Source organism: Kitasatospora acidiphila, assembly GCF_006636205.1.
In the GTDB taxonomy this organism is placed as follows: Bacteria; Actinomycetota; Actinomycetes; order Streptomycetales; family Streptomycetaceae; genus Kitasatospora; species Kitasatospora acidiphila.
The window spans coordinates 6,417,861-6,434,882 of the sequence record NZ_VIGB01000003.1 but is presented as its reverse complement, the minus strand read 5'-3'; the positions used below and the strand labels follow the sequence as shown (position 1 = coordinate 6,434,882).

Genomic DNA, 17,022 nt, shown 5'->3' with positions numbered 1-17,022 from the left:
CTGGTCCGGAGCGGGTTCCGGCCAGGGCCCCAAGCCTAGGGCCTGAGCCGCCGGCGCCGGCCGCCGGACAGCGGACCGTCCACCTGCTGGACGGCTCACCCGCTCGCCGTACACCGGGGTGTCACCACTGGTGCGGCGCGGAATGGATCGGCTCATGCCCCCGACCCGAGCGCAGCCGGTGCCGCTGGTCTGCTACGTGCTGATCGCGGTGAACTGCCTGGTCTTCCTGGCCGGGCCGAGCGGGGTCAACCCGGCCTACGGCACCCGGCCCGCCGCCCGGGCCTGCGCGGCCCAGCACTACCAGCAGCGCTGGGGTGCCATCCCGGCGGAGCTGCTGACCGACCGTCCGCTGACGCCCGCCCAGCTGACCCGGCTGGCACCGGTGCTGCCGGGCTGCCCGCCGCAGTCCACCCCGGGCAAGCTGCCCGCGGTCTCCGCGGTCTCCGCGCTCTTCGTGCACGGCGGCTGGCTGCACCTGCTGGGCAACATGCTCTTCCTCTTCGTCTTCGGCCCGGCGGTGGAGCAGCGGCTCGGGCGGTCCAGGTTCCTCCTCTTCTACCTGGCTGCCGGACTGCTGGCGACCTACGGCTACGCGCTCACCGCGCACTCGGGGGCGCAGGCGCTGCGGCCGCTGGTCGGCGCCTCGGGGGCGATCGCCGGGGTGCTGGGCGGGTACCTGCGGCTCTATCCGAAGGCCCGGGTGACCGCGCTGGTGCCGGTGCTGTTCTTCCTGCCGCTGCGGTTTCCGGCCTGGCTGGTGCTGGGCCTCTGGTTCGCCGTGCAGTGGTGGTCGGCGCGCCGGGGCGAGCCCGGGGTCGCCTACCTGGCGCATGTGATCGGGTTCGCCGGCGGGTTCCTGGCCCTCTGGGCCCTGGGCCGCCGGGCCCGATACCCTGACCCCATCCCCCAACCAGGAGCCACGCCGTGATCACAGCCATTGTGCTCATCAAGACCAGCATCGACCGGACCCCCGAGATCGCCGAGGCCATCGCGGCGATCGACGGGGTGAGCGAGGTGTACTCGGTGACCGGCGGGTGCGACCTGGTGGCGATGGTCCGGGTGCGGCGGCACGACGACCTGGCCGATGTGATCCCGGGTCGGCTGAACAAGGTGCCGGGCGTGGTGAGCACCGAGACCCACATCGCCTTCCGCACCTACTCCCAGCACGACCTGGAGGCGGCGTTCGCCATCGGCCTGGACAGCTGACGGCCCGGCCGCCGACTGGCGGCCGTCCGCTACTCGACGCCGGATGCCCTCCCGTCAGCGCCGGGTGTCCGCGACGCAGCGGCCGCCCTCGTTGCGGTAGGTCCAGCGCGCCCCGTCGGTGACCAGCTCGCGCACCGCGGCCAGGAACCGGTCCACGTGCTCCCCCGGCGTGCCGGCCCCGAAGCTGACCCGGATCGCGTTGAGGCTGCGCTCCCCCGGCAGCGAGGGCTCCGGCGCACCGCACGCCGAGGGCGCCGCGTCCTGGGAGCCGAGCAGCGTGCGCACCAGCGGGTGGGCGCAGAACAGCCCGTCCCGCACCCCGATCCCGTACTCGGCGGAGAGCGCCGCCGCGAAGTGCGAGCTGTTCCAGCCGCTCACCACGAAGGAGAGCACCCCGACCCGCGGCGCGCCGTCCCCGAACAGGTTGAGCACCCGGACCTCGGGGATCTCGGCGAGGCCGGCGGTGAGGCGGTCGATCAGCAGCTGCTCATGGTCCCGCAGCCGGTCGAAGCCGGTCTCGGCGAGCGCCCGGCAGGCCGAGGCGATGGCATAGGCCCCGATCACGTTGGGCGAGCCGGCCTCGTGCCGGGCCGGGCCGCGGTGCCACTCGACGGCGACCGCGCCGTCCGCCTGCCGGGCCACGGTCCGCGAGGCGCCACCGCCGGCCAGGTAGGGATCGGCCGCGTCCAGCCAGTCGGCGCGGCCGGCCAGCACACCGGCGCCGAACGGGGCGTAGAGCTTGTGGCCGGAGAAGGCGACCCAGTCGACGTCCAGTTCGCGCACCGAGACGCGGTGGTGCGGGGCCAGCTGCGCGGCGTCCAGCACCACCCGGGCGCCGTGCCGGTGGGCCGTCTCGGTCAGTTCGGCCACCGGCCACAGCTCGCCGGTGACGTTGGAGGCACCGGTGACGCAGAGCAGCCGGGGCCATCGGGGTGTTCGGCCAGCGCGGCGTCCAGTGCGGCCACCGCCTCGGCGTGCGAGCGCGGCGCCCGCAGGTAGCTGACGGCCAGTCCGGCCTGCCGCCAGGGCAGCAGCGAGGCGTGGTGCTCGGTCTCGAAGGCGAACACCCGGGTGCCGGGCGGCACCGCGCCGGCCAGCAGGTTGAGCGAGTCGGTGGTGGCCCGGGTGAACACCACCTGGTCGCCGTCGCGCAGGTCGAGGAAGTCGGCGACGGTCCGCCGGCTCTGCTCGAACAGGTCGGTGGAGAGCTGCGAGAGGTAGCCGGCGCCGCGGTGCACGCTGCCGTAGTAAGGGGCGTAGCCGGCCACGTCGTCCCAGACCCGCTGCAGGGCGGGGGCGCTGGCGGCGTAGTCGAGCGCGGCGTAGCCGACCTTCTCACCGGAGACCAGCGGCACCTGGACGTCGGCGCCGAGCACGGCGAGCGGGGCGGCGCAGTCGGCGATCAGCTGGGTGGACGTCATGGGAACGCACTCCTCCTGGGGTCAGGACCCCGGGGGTGCGTGTCGTCCGGTGGTCCGCGCTTGCCCTGCGGACCTGTCGCCGCCGAGCCCGGTCTTCACCCAGGGCACCCCGCCACGGACGGAGGGTTGCCGGACAGCAAGCTGGGGCTTGTCGCGCTGTCACTCATGACCTGACGCAGACCTTATGCACACCGTCGAGACGCGGTCAACCGCGCTTCCACCATCCGGACGACCGGCCGGCTGACGGGGCGTCAGCGGTCGGTGGCCGCCGCCCACCGGTCCAGCAGCCCGATCGCCGCGCCGGAGTCCACGGCGGCGGCGGTGCGCTTCATCGCGGCGGCCAGCTGCTCGGCCAGCGGCGCGTCGGTGAGGTCCAGGGCGACCAGCGCGGCCGCCGAGTTGAGCACCACGGCATCGCGCACCGGGCCGTGCTCGCCGCCCAGCACCCGGCGGGCCACCTGGGCGTTGTACTCGGGGTCGGCGCCGCGCAGCGCCTCGATCGGCACCCGCTCGATGCCGAGCTCGCGCGGGTCGAGCACGGTCTCGGTCACCTGCCCGTCGCGCACCAGCCAGACCCGGGAGCTGTCGCAGATGGTCAGCTCGTCCAGTCCGTCGTCGCCGCGGAAGACCAGGGCGGTGGAGCCGCGCTCGGCCAGCACTCCGGCGATCAGGCCGGCCAGCCGGGTGTCGAAGCAGCCGACCGCATGGGCCGTCACCCTGGCGGGGTTGGTGAGCGGGCCGAGGATGTTGAAGGCGGTCGGCACCCCGAGGTCGCGCCGGGCGGCGGCGGTGTGCCGCATCGCGGGGTGGAAGGTGGCGGCGTTGCAGAAGGTGAGGCCGATCTCCTCGGCCACCTCGGCGACCCGGCGCGGGGTCAGGTCCAGCCGCACGCCGAGCCGCTCCAGCACGTCGGAGGAGCCGCTGGCCGAGGAGGACGCCCGGTTGCCGTGCTTGACCACCTTGGCGCCGGCCGCCGCCGCGACGATCGCCGACATGGTGGAGATGTTGACGGTCTTCGCCCGGTCGCCGCCGGTGCCGACGATGTCCACCGCGGGCCCGGGGATGACCAGCGGCCTGGCGTGCTCGTACATCGCCTCGACCAGGCCGGAGATCTCGTCGACCGTCTCGCCCTTGGCCCGCAGCGCCACCATGAAGCCGGCCACCTGGACGGGGCTGGCCTCGCCGCTCATGATCCGGTCCATCGCCCAGGCGGTGTCGGCCCGGCCGAGGTCGCCGCCGCCGAGCAGCACCGTCAGGACGTCCGGCCAGGTGCGGCTCACCTGCGTGGGGTGGTTACCGCCACTCACAGGCTTCACGTTCACCATGGCCGACTCCAGCTCGCATCCGGTGCGGACAAAACAGGTCGTCGCCAGCCTAACGAGCGCGGCAGGGCCGCCGTCCGGTGGACGGCGGCCCTTCTCTTCCTCTGAGACGGCTCCGCGCTCTGCGCTGCCCCGACCGTCTTGACCGGCGGGATCGGACCCGGCCCGGCTCAGCTGGACAGGGTGCGGGCGCCCAGCCGCGCGCGCAGCAGGGTGGCGGCGGCCTCGGCCAGCGCCACCTGGTCCACCGGCTGGGAGATCGCCGCGTCCGCCCGGCTCCAGGCGGCCAGCCAGCTGTCCTGCGGACGACCGATCAGCACCAGCACCGGCGGGCAGCCGTAGATCTCGTCCTTCACCTGCCGGGCCAGGCCGAGCCCGCCGGCCGGCACCGCCTCGCCGTCGAAGACGCAGAGGTCCACGCCGCCCTTCTCCAGCGCCCGCAGCACCGCCGGAGTGGTGGCGCACTCCAGGTACTCCAGCTCCGGCAGGTCGGCGGCCGGGCGCCGGCCGAGGGCCGAGGTCACCTGCGCCCGGGTGTTGCGGTCGTCGCTGTAGACGAGGACGGTGAGCGTCTCGTCGCTGCCGTACGTCATCGGACCTGCTCCCATGTGTCAGACGAATGTGATCCAGACCACGTCCACCACCTCCGGATGCTACTCCCGCTTCCCCCGTCCCGGTGAGCATCCGGCACGATCTCCTCGCCGGCACCGGGATCCGGCTGGAGCCACTTGCGTGAGTCACCGTCACCCGTGCGGGCGATGGAGCGTCAGCGGATGGCCCTGACAGCCCGTCCGAGGGCACCCGAGGGGACCAAAGCCGCTGGTGCGGGCATCCGGGCATACCGCACGCACCGGACACTCCGAGGAAGACCCCCCGGCGTGAAGACGGAATAAGGGACCGACATAATGTCGGTCGTGGCGACAGCAACAGCAACAGAAACCGGGCACGCGCATGGATCGGTCAACCGACCGAACATGACCAGTGTCGGAACCATCGTCTGGCTGAGTTCCGAGCTGATGTTCTTCGCGGCCCTCTTCGCGATGTACTTCACGGCGCGTTCCGTGAAGGGACCAGACTTCTGGGCCGAGAAGGCGCATGCCCTCAACGTCCCCTTCTCCTCCGTGAACACCACGATCCTGGTGCTCTCCTCGCTCACCTGCCAGCTCGGCGTGTTCGCCGCCGAGCGCGGTGACGTCAAGAAGCTCCGCTCGTGGTTCACGGTCACCTTCGTGATGGGCGCGATCTTCATCGGCGGCCAGATCTACGAGTACACCTCGCTGGTGAAGAAGGACCACCTCTCGTTGTCCTCCGACCCGTACGGCACGGTGTTCTACCTGACCACCGGCTTCCACGGGCTCCACGTGACGGGCGGTCTGATCGCCTTCCTGCTGGTGCTGGGGCGGACCTACGCCGCCAAGCGGTTCACGCATGAGCAGGCCACCGCGGCGATCGTCGTGTCGTACTACTGGCACTTCGTCGACGTGGTCTGGATCGGCCTCTTCGCGACCATCTACCTGATCAAGTAACCGATCAGGTCGCTGGCTCGCCGGCCGGACCCGAATGCCCGAGCGGCGACGGGTCCTTTGCCCGTGCCCCACGCCCCTGCCGGTTACCGTCACCGGCACCGGGCCACCACCACCAGACGACCAGATCCTGACACCGGGGTTAATCCGTGAAAAAGCTCTCCGCACGACGGCGCCACCCACTGGCGGCGCTGGTCGTCCTACTCTTCGCCCTCGTGGCCTCCGGGGGGCTGTACGCCGCGTTCGCGCCCGCCGAGAAGGCCCAGGCTGACAGCTCCGCGCAGTCGCTTGCGATCGACGAGGGCAAGCGGCTCTTCGCCGTCGGCTGCTCCTCCTGCCACGGCCTGAACGGCCAGGGCTCCAGCATGGGCCCGAGCCTGGTCGGCGTGGGTTCCGCCGCCGTCGACTTCCAGGTCGGCACCGGCCGGATGCCCGCCCAGCAGCCCGGCGCCCAGGTCCCCCGTAAGAAGGGCATCTACAGCCAGGCCGAGATCGACCAGCTGGCCGCCTTCGTCGCCTCGCTGGGTCCCGGCCCGGTGACGCCGACCCAGGAGCAGTACACCGCGACCGAGACGGACGCCATCTCCAAGGGTGGCGAGCTCTTCCGCACCAACTGCTCGCAGTGCCACAACTTCGCCGGTGCGGGTGGTGCGCTGACGCAGGGCAAGTTCGCCCCGTCGCTGGAGAACGTCGACCCCAAGCACATCTACGAGGCCATGCAGACCGGCCCGCAGAACATGCCCTCCTTCCCGGACACCACCATGCCGGAGAAGCAGAAGCAGGAGATCGTGGCCTTCGTCCGCTACCAGGCCAACGAGGCGCCGAACCCCGGTGGTCTCTCGCTGGGTAGCCTCGGCCCGGTCACCGAGGGCCTGTTCGGTTGGATCTTCGGCCTCGGCGTCCTGATCGCCGTCGCGATCTGGGTTGCCGCCCACACCACCAAGGCCAAGAAGTCATGAGCCAGGACATGTCAGACGACAAGCTGCCGCAGGCGCACGGCGCCGGCGAAGGGCACGGCGAGGTAGCCGCTGCCGACAACCCGTTCGCGGACCCGGGCCTGCCGCCCCACGAGCCGCGGCGGACAGACATCGACGAGCGGGCCGCCAAGCGGGCCGAACGCCAGGTGTCGCTGCTGTTCATCGTCTCGATGCTGGCCACCGTCGGCTTCATCGCCTCGTACGTGGCCATCGACCCGGCGAAGATCGTCTACATCTTCCCGCTGGGTCACATCAGCGCCCTGAACTTCGCGCTCGGCATGACCCTGGGCGTGGCGCTCTTCTGCATCGGCGCCGGCGCCGTGCACTGGGCCCGCACCCTGATGTCGGACGTCGAGCTGCCGGCCGAGCGTCACCCGATCGAGGCCGACGACGAGGTCCGCGCGGACGTCATCCAGCAGTTCAAGACCGGTGCCGGCGAGTCCGGCTTCGGCCGCCGCAAGATGATCCGCAACACGCTGATCGGCTCGATGGCGCTGGTCCCGCTCTCCGGTGTGGTGCTGCTGCGCGACCTCGGCCCGCTGCCGGGGACGAGCCTGGACACCACGGCTTGGAAGGAGGCCACTCCGACCACCCCGATCCGCCTGATCAACGTCAACACCAACCTGCCGATGAAGGCCGAGGACATCGCGGTCGGCTCGCTGACCTTCGCCAAGCCCGGCCCCTCGGCGCTGCGTCCGGACGGTCTGCAGGAGTCCGACGAGGACTTCCAGCAGGTCATCGCCAAGTCCGCGCTGATGCTGATCCGCATCCAGCCGAGCGACATCAAGGACGCCAAGTCCGCGGCTCTCGGCTTCGAGGGCGTGCTCGCCTACTCCAAGATCTGCACCCACGTCGGTTGCCCGATCTCGCTGTACGAGCAGCAGACCCACCACGCGCTCTGCCCGTGCCACCAGTCGACCTTCGACCTGTCGGACGGCGCCCGCGTCATCTTCGGCCCGGCCGGCCACCCGCTGCCGCAGCTGAAGATCACCACCGATGCCTCGGGCTACCTGATCGCCACCCAGGACTTCGATCTGCCCGTCGGCCCGAGCTTCTGGGAGCGCAACGCATGAGTTCCTCGGCCAGCGCCAAGACGGCCGCACCGGCCAGCACCCGCGCCAAGCCCGCCAACAAGGCCGAGGCCGCCGCGGACTACCTGGACGGCCGGCTGGGGATCTACTCCCTCGCCAAGTCCAACCTGCGCAAGATCTTCCCGGACCACTGGTCCTTCATGCTCGGTGAGATCTGCCTCTACACCTTCATCATCATCATCCTGACGGGTGTCTACCTGACGCTCTTCTTCAAGCCGAGCATGGGTGAGGTCGTCTACAACGGCTCGTACGCCCCGCTCAACGGCATCAGGATGTCGGAGGCCTACGCCTCGACGCTGAACATCAGCTTCGAGGTCCGCGGTGGTCTGCTGATCCGCCAGATCCACCACTGGGCCGCCATCGTGTTCGTCGCGGCGATGTTCGTGCACATGATGCGCGTCTTCTTCACCGGCGCGTTCCGCAAGCCCCGTGAGATCAACTGGATCTTCGGCTTCCTGCTGCTCTTCCTGGGCTTCTTCGACGGCTTCCTCGGGTACTCGCTCCCCGACGACCTGCTCTCCGGTACCGGTATCCGGTTCATGGAGGGCGCCATCCTGGCCGTCCCGCTGGTGGGCACCTACATCTCGTTCTTCCTGTTCGGCGGGGAGTTCCCCGGCACCGACATCGTGCCGCGGTTCTTCACCATCCACGTGCTGCTGATCCCGGGCGTCATGCTCGGCCTGCTGGTGGCGCACCTGATCCTGGTCTTCTACCACAAGCACACCCAGTGGGCGGGCCCGGGCCGGACCGAGAAGAACGTCGTCGGCATGCCGCTGATGCCGGTCTACATGGCCAAGGCCGGTGGCTTCTTCTTCCTGGTCTTCGGCATCATCGCGGCGATGTCCGCGATCGCCTCGGTCAACCCGGTCTGGGCCTACGGCCCGTACCGTCCGGACCAGGTCTCCACCGACGCCCAGCCCGACTGGTACATGGGCTTCGCCGAGGGTCTGATCCGTGTCATGCCGGGTTGGGAGATCCGGGCTTGGGGCCACACCCTGAACCTGGGTGTCTTCATCCCGCTGATGCTCTTCCCGCTGGTCCTGGTGCTGATCGCGGTCTACCCGTTCATCGAGTCCTGGATCACCGGCGACAAGCGCGAGCACCACATCCTGGACCGCCCGCGCAACGCCCCGGTCCGCACCGCTCTCGGTGCCGCCTGGATCAGCCTCTACCTGGTGCTGCTCTCCGGCGGTGGCAACGACCTGATCGCGACGCACTTCCACCTGTCGCTGAACGACATCACGTACTTCGTGCGTGCCGGCTCGTTCATCGTCCCGGTCATCACCTACTTCGTCACCAAGCGCTGGTGCCTCGGCCTGCAGCGCCGTGACAAGGAGAAGGTGCTGCACGGTCGCGAGACCGGTGTCATCAAGCGACTGCCGCACGGTGAGTTCATCGAGGTGCACGCCCAGCTCCCGCAGGACAAGCTGCACACGCTCACCTCGCACGAGCAGTACGAGCCGGTCGAGCTGCCCGCCGAGGTCGACGAGAACGGTGTCGCCCGCAAGGTCGGCCTGCTCACCAAGACCCGGGCCAAGCTGTCCGAGGGCTACTTCGGCGAGCACGGCCAGATCACCAAGCCGACCGCCGAGGAGCACCACGAGATCACCAGCGGCCACGGCCACCACTGATCTCCGCTCTCGGTAGAGAGCACAGCGTCAGCCACCTGAGGGCCCCTGCCCGGCATCCGCCGGGCAGGGGCCCTTGGCATATTCGGGCCGCCCGGTCGCGGGTGCACAATATGGTGACGCCTCGTCAGCCCCCGCAGAAGGAGCCGCAGCAAGTGCAGCTGAGCATCGACCACGCCGGCCCCACTCCCCCGTACGAGCAGTTGCGCGCGCAGATCGCCGAGCAGGCCAGGGCCGGCGCGCTGCCGGCCGGGCTGAAGCTCCCCACCGTGCGGGCGCTGGCCGAGCAACTGGGCCTGGCGGCCAACACGGTGGCCCGCGCCTACCGGGAGTTGGAGGCGGACGGCGTGGTGGAGACCCACGGCCGGCGCGGCACCCTGGTGGCCGCGGTGGGCGACACCGCGCACCGGCTGGCCAGCACGGCGGCCAACGAGTACGCCGAGCGGGTGCACCGCCTGGGCCTGGACCGCGACGAGGCCCAGGCGGCCGTCACCGGCGCACTGGACCTCGTCTACGGGGGGCTGGGGCGCTCCTAGGGCCTAGGGGCCGCCCTGACCATGGGGGCGGCTAGAACTGCGGCTTCAGGGTGGCGGCGGCCTGCGCGGCCGCCGGCGGGGCGTCGGTGCTGACCGGCTTGCCCAGCGCGCTGCCCTTCAGCCAGTCGTCCCAGCTCAGGTTCCAGTCCCCGAAGCCGTTGCCGAACGGCTCCATCTGGTGCCCCTTGCTGTTGACCACCTGGACGATGTCGCCGACCCGGGTGTTCTCGTAGAACCACTTGGCGTTCTCGGTGCTCATGCCGGTGCAGCCGTGGCTGACGTTCGCGACGCCCTGGGAGCCCACCGACCAGGGTGCGGCGTGCACGTACTCGCCGCTCCAGGTCACCCGGGTGGCCCACTCGACATGGAGGTCGTAGGCCTCGCTGCTGCCCTCGGCGATGCCGATGGTCTCGCTCTTCATCTGCACCGAGCGTTCCTGGCCGAGCACCACCTTGATGCCGTTGCGGGTGTCGAAGCCGGGCTTGCCGGTGGTGACCGGCATGGTGCTCACCACCTGGCCGTTGCGCTTGAAGGTGAGCTGGTCGCTGGCGGCGTCCACGACGGCCTCCACCCGGTCGCCGACCGTGAATGCGACGCCGGTGGCCGGGCCGCCGTACATCCCGTGGTCGTCGATCGCCGTGCCCTGGCCGGCCCAGCCGAGCTTCACCTTGGCGCCGGTGGGCCAGTAGTCCTTCGGGCGGAAGTGCAGGTTCTTGGCGTCCACCCAGTACCAGGCGCCGGTCACCGCGGGCATGGAGGTCACCGTGAGGGCCTGCTCGACGCGCTGGCGGTAGGCGGGGTCGGTGATCGGCTCGGACAGCTCCGCGGTCAGCGGCTCGCCCACGCCGTAGGTGTCCCGGCCCAGGTCGGGGCCGAGCGCCACGGTGAGCGTGATGTCGGCCGCCTTGGTGGTGAACTCCGCGGTGGTCTGGCCGCGACCGCCGCGGCGGTCGGCGGCCGCGATCCGAGCGCGGTAGTGGGTGGCCGGCAGCAGCGGGGCGGTGCTGTGCCAGCCGTGCCCGTCGGGGTCCAGCGCGCCGGCCACCTGCTTGCCGTCCGGACCGCTCAGCGTCACGTCGGTGACGGTGCCGCCCTGTGCGGTCACCGTGAACGGCTTGCCCGGGTCGGCGTCGGCCCCGGCCGAGGTGTGCACCAGACGGCCGGCGTCGATCGTGTGCGGCGTGGCTATTGAGTCGCCGCTGCCGGAGCAGGCCGCGAGCGGCCCGGCCAGCAGCGGGGTGAGTGCCAGCCAGACCGCCCTACGACGGCCCCGCGCGGTACTGCTCCCCCGGTCTCCTGCCCATCTGACGGCCACCGGATCCTCCTGAGGCTCGGACGATGCATCAGATCGTAGGAACATCACCGCACCTCGATCCGCTGCCCGCACGCCGCTGCACCCGCCGGGGTGAATCTGCCACCCGGGCGGAGCAACAAAAGAGGCGGGACCCCTCCGAAGAGGGGTCCCGCCGGTGCGTCGGGTGCCGGACCTACTGGTTCCGGTTCTCGCCGCGGTAGAACTCGAAGACCCAGCCGTACAGGCCGATCAGGATGATCGGGACGGCCCAGAACATCAGCCACCAGCCGAAGATGACGCCGCAGAAAGCGAGGGCGCCACCGATCGCCAGGGAGAGCGGCTGCCAGCTGTGCGGGGCGAAGAAGCCCATCTCACCGGCGTCGTCCGAGACCTCGGCCTCGGGGTTGTCGCCCGCGCCCAGGTCCACCCGTCGGGCCGTGAAGCCCAGGTAGAAGGCGATGAAGGCACACAGGCCGAAGGCCAGGAAGAGTGCCGTGGTGCCGGCTGCCTCGGGGTGACCCTTGCTCGAGTCGGTCCAGACGCCGTACACGATCGCCATGATCAGGATGAAGGCGGCGAAGCCCGCGAAGATCTTGCCTTGTTCCTTCATCAGGCACCGCCCTCCTTCTTGCCCGGCTTGTCGTACTCGGCCGGAATGACGCCCTCCAGGTGCTTGGCCGTGTGGCCGTGCAGCTCCAGGTAGTCCAGCTGGGCGATGTCCGGGTGGTGCAGGTCGAACGCCGGGGATTCGGAGCGGATCCGCGGCAGCGTGAGGAAGTTGTGCCGCGGCGGCGGGCAGGAGGTCGCCCACTCCAGCGAGCGGCCGTAACCCCACGGGTCGTCGACCTCGACCTTCTCGCCGTACTTGGCGGTCTTCCAGACGTTGTAGAGGAACGGCAGGATCGACATGCCGAGCAGGAACGAACCGATGGTCGAGACGGTGTTCAGCGTGGTGAAGCCGTCCGAGGCCAGGTAGTCGGCGTAGCGGCGGGGCATGCCCTCGGCGCCGAGCCAGTGCTGCACCAGGAAGGTGGCGTGGAAGCCGATGAACAGCGTCCAGAAGGTGATCTTGCCGAGGCGCTCGTCCAGCATCTTGCCGGTCATCTTCGGCCACCAGAAGTGGAAGCCGGCGAACATCGCGAAGACGACGGTGCCGAAGACCACGTAGTGGAAGTGGGCGACGACGAAGTACGAGTCCGAGACGTGGAAGTCGATCGGCGGCGAGGCGAGCAGCACACCGGTCAGACCACCGAAGAGGAAGGTGACCAGGAAGCCGACCGTCCAGAGCATCGGGGTCTCGAAGCTCAGCGAGCCCTTCCACATGGTGCCGACCCAGTTGAAGAACTTCACACCGGTCGGGACCGCGATCAGGAAGGTCATGAAGGAGAAGAACGGCAGCAGCACCTGGCCGGTGACGTACATGTGGTGCGCCCACACCGTCACCGAGAGGCCGGCGATGCCGATGGTCGCGGCGATCAGGCCGGAGTAGCCGAACATCGGCTTGCGGCTGAAGACCGGGATGATCTCCGACACGATGCCGAAGAACGGCAGCGCGATGATGTACACCTCAGGGTGACCGAAGAACCAGAACAGGTGTTGCCACAGCAAGGCTCCACCGTTGGCCGGATCGAATACGTGTGCCCCGAATTTGCGGTCCGCCTCCAGGGCGAACAACGCGGCGGCGAGCACCGGGAAGGCCAGCAGCACCAGCACGGCGGTCAGCAGGACGTTCCAGACGAAGATCGACATCCGGAACATCGTCATGCCGGGGGCGCGCATGCAGATGATGGTGGTGATGAAGTTGACCGCACCGAGGATGGTGCCGAAGCCGGAGAAGGCCAGACCCATGATCCACATGTCGGCGCCGACACCCGGCGAGCGGACCGCGTCCGACAGCGGCGAGTAGGCGAACCAACCGAAGTCGGCCGCACCCTGCGGGGTGAGGAAGCCGCCGACCGCGATCAGCGAGCCGAACAGGTAGAGCCAGTAGGCGAACATGTTCAGCCGCGGGAACGCGACGTCGGGCGCACCGATCTGGAGCGGCATGATCCAGTTCGCGAAGCCCGCGAAGAGCGGGGTGGCGAACATCAGCAGCATGATCGTGCCGTGCATGGTGAAGGCCTGGTTGAACTGCTCGTTCGACAGGATCTGAGTCCCGGGACGAGCCAGCTCTGCGCGCATCACCAGCGCCAGGATGCCACCGATCAGGAAGAACGCGAACGAGGTACCGAGGTACAGCGTGCCGATCGTCTTGTGGTCGGTGGTTGTCAGCCACTTGATGATGGTGGCGCCGGGCGTACGGGGGCGCTTGACCTTGCCCGCCGCGACGGTGCCCCCGGCCCCGCCGGCCGCGGCGGGTTCGTTGAGGAGGGTCACTTCTCTTCACTTCCCATGCTCGTGATACCCGAGGGCACCGCGCCGGCCTGGCCCAGGGCGCGCAGGTCCTGCAGGTGCTTCACGTAGTCGTCGTGCGAAACGACCTTCACCTTGAAGAGCATCCGGGAGTGGTCCACGCCGCAGAGCTCCGCGCACTTCCCGTCGAACTCGCCGATCTGGGTCGGGGTGACCTCGAACTTGTTCACCACGCCCGGGATGACGTCCATCTTCATGAGGAAGTTGACGGGCCAGAAGTCGTGGATCACATCGCGGGAGGTCAGCCGGAACTGCACCGACTCGTTGACGGGCAGCCAGAGCACGGGCACGTCCTTGGGGGTGCCCACGTCGTAAGCGGCGGTCTGGCTGTTGGGGTCAGGGTTCTCGGTGTTCTCGTAGTTGAACGCCCAGCTCCACTGGAAGCCCACCACGTTGACGTAGTGCTGCGGCTTGGCGGAGACCGAGGTCAGCTTCGCCTCGTCGCGGGCGACGAAGTAGAAGAGGACCGAGACGATGACGATGGGGACCGCGGTGTACAGCGCCTCGATCGGCACGTTGTACCGGGTCTGCGGCGGGATCTCGATACCGGTGCGGCTGCGCCGGTGGAAGATCACGCTCCAGAGGATCAGACCCCACATCAGTACGCCGACTGCCAGCGCCGCGATCCAGGACCCCTGCCACATCTGAAGGACGAGGTGCCCAGTGGAGGTGACGGGGCTCGGCATGCCAAGCCTGGGCAGGTCGTTGGACGAGCAGCCAGTAGCGGTCGCGATGACGAGGCCCAGTGCCAGCGCCTGAGGCAGCTTCCGCCGCATCGTGCGCCGCGGCGAGCGGTCGGAGCCGTTGGGACTCACGTAGCGCCTTCCCGAAGTCTCGCCCGCGATCGCGCCGCCCCGGGAGTACGCTGAGCCTCCCCGGCGACCCGCCCACGGGCACGGTTTGAATGCTTATGCGGGCCAAACCCTACTCCAGGCTTATGTGGACCTGACGAGCAGGTCCCGGTAACGCGCCGCCCGCCTACCCGATCAGCCCCGGCAGGTGCGGACTCCCAGGTCATCGCGGGCTTTCGGGGCCCGTACACCCCATCGAGTGATACCGCTGAGCCGACCGGGTGACGGTCCGTCGGGCGGGGACGAAGCGGACAAAATCCTCACCGTCGCGGGGCTCGGCTGACGGGCCGTGAGGGCCGGATAGCGTGTCGGATGTGCCGCCCACTGAGAACGTCTACTTCGACGCCGCCACCACCGCCCCACTGCACCCCGTCGCCCGGCAGGCGCTGACCGCAGCGCTGGACGAGGGCTGGGCCGACCCGGCCCGGCTCTACCGCTCCGGACGGCAGGCCCGGATGCTGCTCGACGCCGCCCGCGAGACCGTGGCCGAGGTGCTGGGCGCCCGCCCCGACGAGGTCTCCTTCACCGCCAGCGGCACCCAGGCCGTCCAGCTGGGCATGCTCGGCGCGCTGCGCGGGCGCCGCCGGACGGGCCGTCACCTGGTGCACTCGGCGGTGGAGCACTCCAGCGTGCTGCACACCGCGGAGCGGTTCGAGGCGGACGGCGGGGAGGTGGCGGCGGTTCCGGTGGACCGGCAGGGCCGGGTCTCCCCCGCCGAGTTCGCCGCCGCGGTGCGGCCGGACACCGCGCTCGCCGTGCTGCAGTCGGCCAACCACGAGGTGGGCACGGTCCAGCCGGTGGCCGAGACCGCCGAGCTGCTCCATGCCCAAGGGAATGAGCACTGTCCGCTGCTGGTGGACGCCGCGCAGAGCGCCGGGCGGCTGCCGGTCCCGGCCGGCTGGTCGCTGCTGACGGCCAGTGCGCACAAGTGGGGCGGGCCGCCCGGGGTCGGGGTGCTGGCGGTGCGCAAGGGCAGCCGGTTCAACTCCGCGCTGTCGGCCGACGAGCGGGAGGGCGGCCGGGTGCCCGGCTTCGTCAATGTGCCCGCGATCGTGGCCGCGGCGGCCTCGCTGCGCGCCGTCCAGGCCGAGGCGGCGGCCGAGAACGCCCGGCTGCACGCCCTGGTGGAGCGGATCCGGGCCGCGGTGCCGCGGCTGGTGCCGGAGGTGGAGGTGGTCGGCGATCCGGTCGCCCGGCTGCCGCACATCGTCACCTTCTCCTGCCTCTACGTGGACGGCGAGGTGCTGCTCGGCGAGCTGGACCGGGCCGGCTTCGCGGTCTCCTCCGGCTCCTCCTGCACGTCGAGCACCCTGACCCCGAGCCATGTGCTGGCCGCGATGGGTGTGCTGACGGAGGGCAACGTGCGCCTCTCGCTGCCCTCCGGGACCACCGCCGAGCAGGTGGAGCGGTTCCTCACGGTGCTGCCCGAACTGGTCGCCCGGGTCCGCGAACCGCTGGGGCTGGACCTGCCGGCGCCCGCGGGTGCGGCCGGTTCCGAACTGGTGGTCGATCAACTGGGCAAGCGCTGTCCGCTGCCGGTGATCGAGCTGGCCAAGCGGATCGGCGAGGTGCCGGTGGGCGGGCTGGTGGTGGTGCTGGCCGACGACGAGGCCGCCCGCCTCGACATCCCGGCCTGGTGCGAGATGCGCGGGCAGGCCTACGAGGGCGAAGCCCCGGCCGACGCCTACGGGGCGGACCGGGGCTTCGCCTACCTGGTGCGGCGGGTCAGCTAGCCGAGCTTGGCCGACAGCTCGGCGGCGGCCGGCTCGCCGTAGGCGGCGCCGAAGCGCTCCAGGAAGTGGCCGGTGCGCAGCTCGTACTCCTGGGTGCCGACGGTCTCGATCACCAGGGTGGCCAGCATGCAGCCGATCTGGGCGGCCCGCTCCAGGCCCAGGCCCCAGGCGAGGCCGGCCACGAAGCCGGCCCGGAAGCCGTCGCCGACCCCGGTCGGGTCGGCCTTGACCAGCTCCGGCGGGCACGGCACGGTGAGGTCCGGCTCGCCCTGGCGCTGGATCCGCACGCCCTTGGCACCCAGCGTGGTGACCCGGGTGCCGACCCGGGTCAGGATCTCCTCGCCGCTCCAGCCGGTCTTGGACTCGATCAGCGCGGCCTCGTACTCGTTGGTGAACAGGTAAGCGGCACCGTCCACCAGCTCGCGGATGTCGTCGCCGTCCAGCCGGGCCAGCTGCTGCGAGGGGTCGGCGGCGAAGGCGTAGCCGCGGGTGCGGCACTCCTGGGTGTGGCGCACCATCGCCTGCGGGTCGTCGGCGCCGATCAGCACCAGGTCGAGCCCGCCGACCCGCTCGGCGACCGGCTGCAGCTCGATGTTGCGGGCCTCGGCCATCGCGCCGGTGTAGAAGGACGCGATCTGGTTGTGGTCCTCGTCGGTGGTGCACATGAAGCGCGCGGTGTGCCGGGTCTCGGAGATGTGCACCGAGTCGGTGTCCACGTTGTGCCGCTGCAGCCAGGAGCGGTACTCGGCGAAGTCGGCGCCGGCCGCGCCGACCAGGACCGGCCGCAGGCCCAGCAGGCCCATGCCGAAGGCGATGTTCGGCCCGACGCCGCCGCGGCGGATCTCCAGCGAGTCGACCAGGAACGAGAGTGAGACGGTGTGCAGCTGCTCCGGGACCAGCTGGTCGGCGAACCGACCCGGGAAGGTCATCAGATGATCGGTGGCGATCGAGGCGGCGACGGCGATGCGCACGGGAGGGTCTCCTCATCGGGGACGGCTGGCCAACCCCCCTACGGTACCGGCCGGTGT

Annotated in this window: 15 protein-coding genes, 1 pseudogene and 1 riboswitch; of the genes and pseudogenes, 8 read left to right on the top strand and 8 right to left on the bottom strand. The window is 70.4% G+C overall.

All coding sequences use genetic code 11. From position 1 onward, the window contains the following. The first annotated feature begins 154 nt into the window (after positions 1 to 154). Positions 155 to 928, top strand: coding sequence for a rhomboid family intramembrane serine protease (locus E6W39_RS30425; protein WP_228718418.1), 774 nt, complete (start codon positions 155 to 157; stop codon positions 926 to 928). Then, positions 925 to 1,206 (top strand): Lrp/AsnC family transcriptional regulator, encoded by a 282-nt coding sequence (locus tag E6W39_RS30420; protein ID WP_101379974.1) that lies wholly within the window; start codon positions 925 to 927, stop codon positions 1,204 to 1,206. The genes E6W39_RS30425 and E6W39_RS30420 overlap by 4 nt, the downstream gene beginning before the upstream one ends. Before the next feature lie 54 nt (positions 1,207 to 1,260). Here E6W39_RS30420 and E6W39_RS30415 read toward each other — a convergent pair. The 3 genes and pseudogenes from E6W39_RS30415 to E6W39_RS30405 all read right to left on the bottom strand — a co-directional run bounded on the left by E6W39_RS30415 (position 1,261) and on the right by E6W39_RS30405 (position 4,542). Continuing rightward, a pseudogene (locus E6W39_RS30415) lies at positions 1,261 to 2,627 on the bottom strand (aminotransferase class V-fold PLP-dependent enzyme). Positions 2,628 to 2,678: 51 nt separating this feature from the next. Next, positions 2,679 to 2,798: riboswitch (SAM riboswitch) on the bottom strand. Between the two features lie 80 nt (positions 2,799 to 2,878). Further along, complete coding sequence (gene trpD, locus E6W39_RS30410; protein WP_141636224.1) at positions 2,879 to 3,952, bottom strand: anthranilate phosphoribosyltransferase; 1,074 nt, start codon at positions 3,950 to 3,952, stop codon at positions 2,879 to 2,881. 167 nt (positions 3,953 to 4,119) lie between these two features. Next, positions 4,120 to 4,542 carry a hypothetical protein gene (locus tag E6W39_RS30405; protein ID WP_141636223.1) on the bottom strand — a complete coding sequence of 141 codons (423 nt, stop codon included), beginning with the start codon at positions 4,540 to 4,542 and terminating at the stop codon, positions 4,120 to 4,122. A gap of 312 nt (positions 4,543 to 4,854) precedes the next feature. On the opposite strand from E6W39_RS30405, the gene ctaE reads away from it, so the two are divergent. The 5 genes from ctaE to E6W39_RS30380 all read left to right on the top strand — a co-directional run bounded on the left by ctaE (position 4,855) and on the right by E6W39_RS30380 (position 9,704). Further along, complete coding sequence (ctaE, locus tag E6W39_RS30400) at positions 4,855 to 5,475, top strand: aa3-type cytochrome oxidase subunit III (protein ID WP_101379978.1); 621 nt, start codon at positions 4,855 to 4,857, stop codon at positions 5,473 to 5,475. A 146-nt stretch (positions 5,476 to 5,621) separates the two neighbouring features. Further along, complete coding sequence (gene qcrC, locus E6W39_RS30395) at positions 5,622 to 6,431, top strand: cytochrome bc1 complex diheme cytochrome c subunit (RefSeq protein WP_141636222.1); 810 nt, start codon at positions 5,622 to 5,624, stop codon at positions 6,429 to 6,431. Further along, positions 6,428 to 7,522 carry a cytochrome bc1 complex Rieske iron-sulfur subunit gene (gene qcrA / locus E6W39_RS30390; RefSeq protein ID WP_141636221.1) on the top strand — a complete coding sequence of 365 codons (1,095 nt, stop codon included), beginning with the start codon at positions 6,428 to 6,430 and terminating at the stop codon, positions 7,520 to 7,522. The genes qcrC and qcrA overlap by 4 nt, the downstream gene beginning before the upstream one ends. Beyond that, the gene (qcrB, locus tag E6W39_RS30385) at positions 7,519 to 9,171 is read left to right on the top strand and encodes a cytochrome bc1 complex cytochrome b subunit (RefSeq protein ID WP_141636220.1); all 1,653 of its coding nucleotides are present in this window, start codon (positions 7,519 to 7,521) and stop codon (positions 9,169 to 9,171) included. Before qcrA ends, qcrB begins: the two co-directional genes overlap by 4 nt. A 152-nt stretch (positions 9,172 to 9,323) precedes the next feature. Continuing rightward, complete coding sequence (locus E6W39_RS30380) at positions 9,324 to 9,704, top strand: GntR family transcriptional regulator (protein WP_228718416.1); 381 nt, start codon at positions 9,324 to 9,326, stop codon at positions 9,702 to 9,704. 31 nt (positions 9,705 to 9,735) lie between these two features. Here E6W39_RS30380 and E6W39_RS30375 read toward each other — a convergent pair whose 3' ends face one another. From E6W39_RS30375 to ctaC, 4 genes are all read right to left on the bottom strand, one after another. Then, positions 9,736 to 10,953, bottom strand: coding sequence for a L,D-transpeptidase (locus E6W39_RS30375; RefSeq protein WP_407658640.1), 1,218 nt, complete (start codon positions 10,951 to 10,953; stop codon positions 9,736 to 9,738). Between the two features lie 238 nt (positions 10,954 to 11,191). Continuing rightward, on the bottom strand, positions 11,192 to 11,608 hold the full coding sequence (locus E6W39_RS30370; RefSeq protein WP_101379984.1) for a cytochrome c oxidase subunit 4: 417 nt from the start codon (positions 11,606 to 11,608) through the stop codon (positions 11,192 to 11,194). Then, on the bottom strand, positions 11,608 to 13,374 hold the full coding sequence (gene ctaD / locus E6W39_RS30365; protein ID WP_141636217.1) for an aa3-type cytochrome oxidase subunit I: 1,767 nt from the start codon (positions 13,372 to 13,374) through the stop codon (positions 11,608 to 11,610). Before ctaD ends, E6W39_RS30370 begins: the two co-directional genes overlap by 1 nt. Beyond that, a complete protein-coding gene (ctaC, locus tag E6W39_RS30360) occupies positions 13,371 to 14,225 on the bottom strand; it encodes an aa3-type cytochrome oxidase subunit II (protein WP_141636216.1) in 855 nt (284 codons plus the stop codon). The genes ctaD and ctaC overlap by 4 nt, the downstream gene beginning before the upstream one ends. 350 nt (positions 14,226 to 14,575) lie before the next feature. Between ctaC and E6W39_RS30355 the strand changes: the two genes are divergently transcribed. Further along, entirely contained in the window at positions 14,576 to 15,994 is a 1,419-nt protein-coding gene (locus E6W39_RS30355) for a cysteine desulfurase/sulfurtransferase TusA family protein (RefSeq protein ID WP_141636215.1), read from the top strand. Here E6W39_RS30355 and E6W39_RS30350 read toward each other — a convergent pair. Next, positions 15,991 to 16,965: a carbohydrate kinase family protein gene (locus E6W39_RS30350; protein WP_141636214.1), complete on the bottom strand. Its 975-nt coding sequence runs from the start codon at positions 16,963 to 16,965 to the stop codon at positions 15,991 to 15,993. The two genes, E6W39_RS30355 and E6W39_RS30350, sit on opposite strands and share 4 nt — an antisense overlap. Between the last annotated feature and the right edge of the window lie 57 nt (positions 16,966 to 17,022).

What these genes read in the sequence shown, in the direction of transcription:
- E6W39_RS30425 (WP_228718418.1), top strand. Translation starts at nt 155, where the DNA reads ATGCCCCCGACCCGAGCGCAGCCGGTGCCGCTGGTCTGCTACGTGCTG.
- trpD (WP_141636224.1), bottom strand. Translation starts at nt 3,952, where the DNA reads ATGGTGAACGTGAAGCCTGTGAGTGGCGGTAACCACCCCACGCAGGTG.
- E6W39_RS30405 (WP_141636223.1), bottom strand. Translation starts at nt 4,542, where the DNA reads ATGACGTACGGCAGCGACGAGACGCTCACCGTCCTCGTCTACAGCGAC.
- ctaE (WP_101379978.1), top strand. Translation starts at nt 4,855, where the DNA reads ATGTCGGTCGTGGCGACAGCAACAGCAACAGAAACCGGGCACGCGCAT.
- qcrA (WP_141636221.1), top strand. Translation starts at nt 6,428, where the DNA reads ATGAGCCAGGACATGTCAGACGACAAGCTGCCGCAGGCGCACGGCGCC.
- qcrB (WP_141636220.1), top strand. Translation starts at nt 7,519, where the DNA reads ATGAGTTCCTCGGCCAGCGCCAAGACGGCCGCACCGGCCAGCACCCGC.
- E6W39_RS30370 (WP_101379984.1), bottom strand. Translation starts at nt 11,608, where the DNA reads ATGAAGGAACAAGGCAAGATCTTCGCGGGCTTCGCCGCCTTCATCCTG.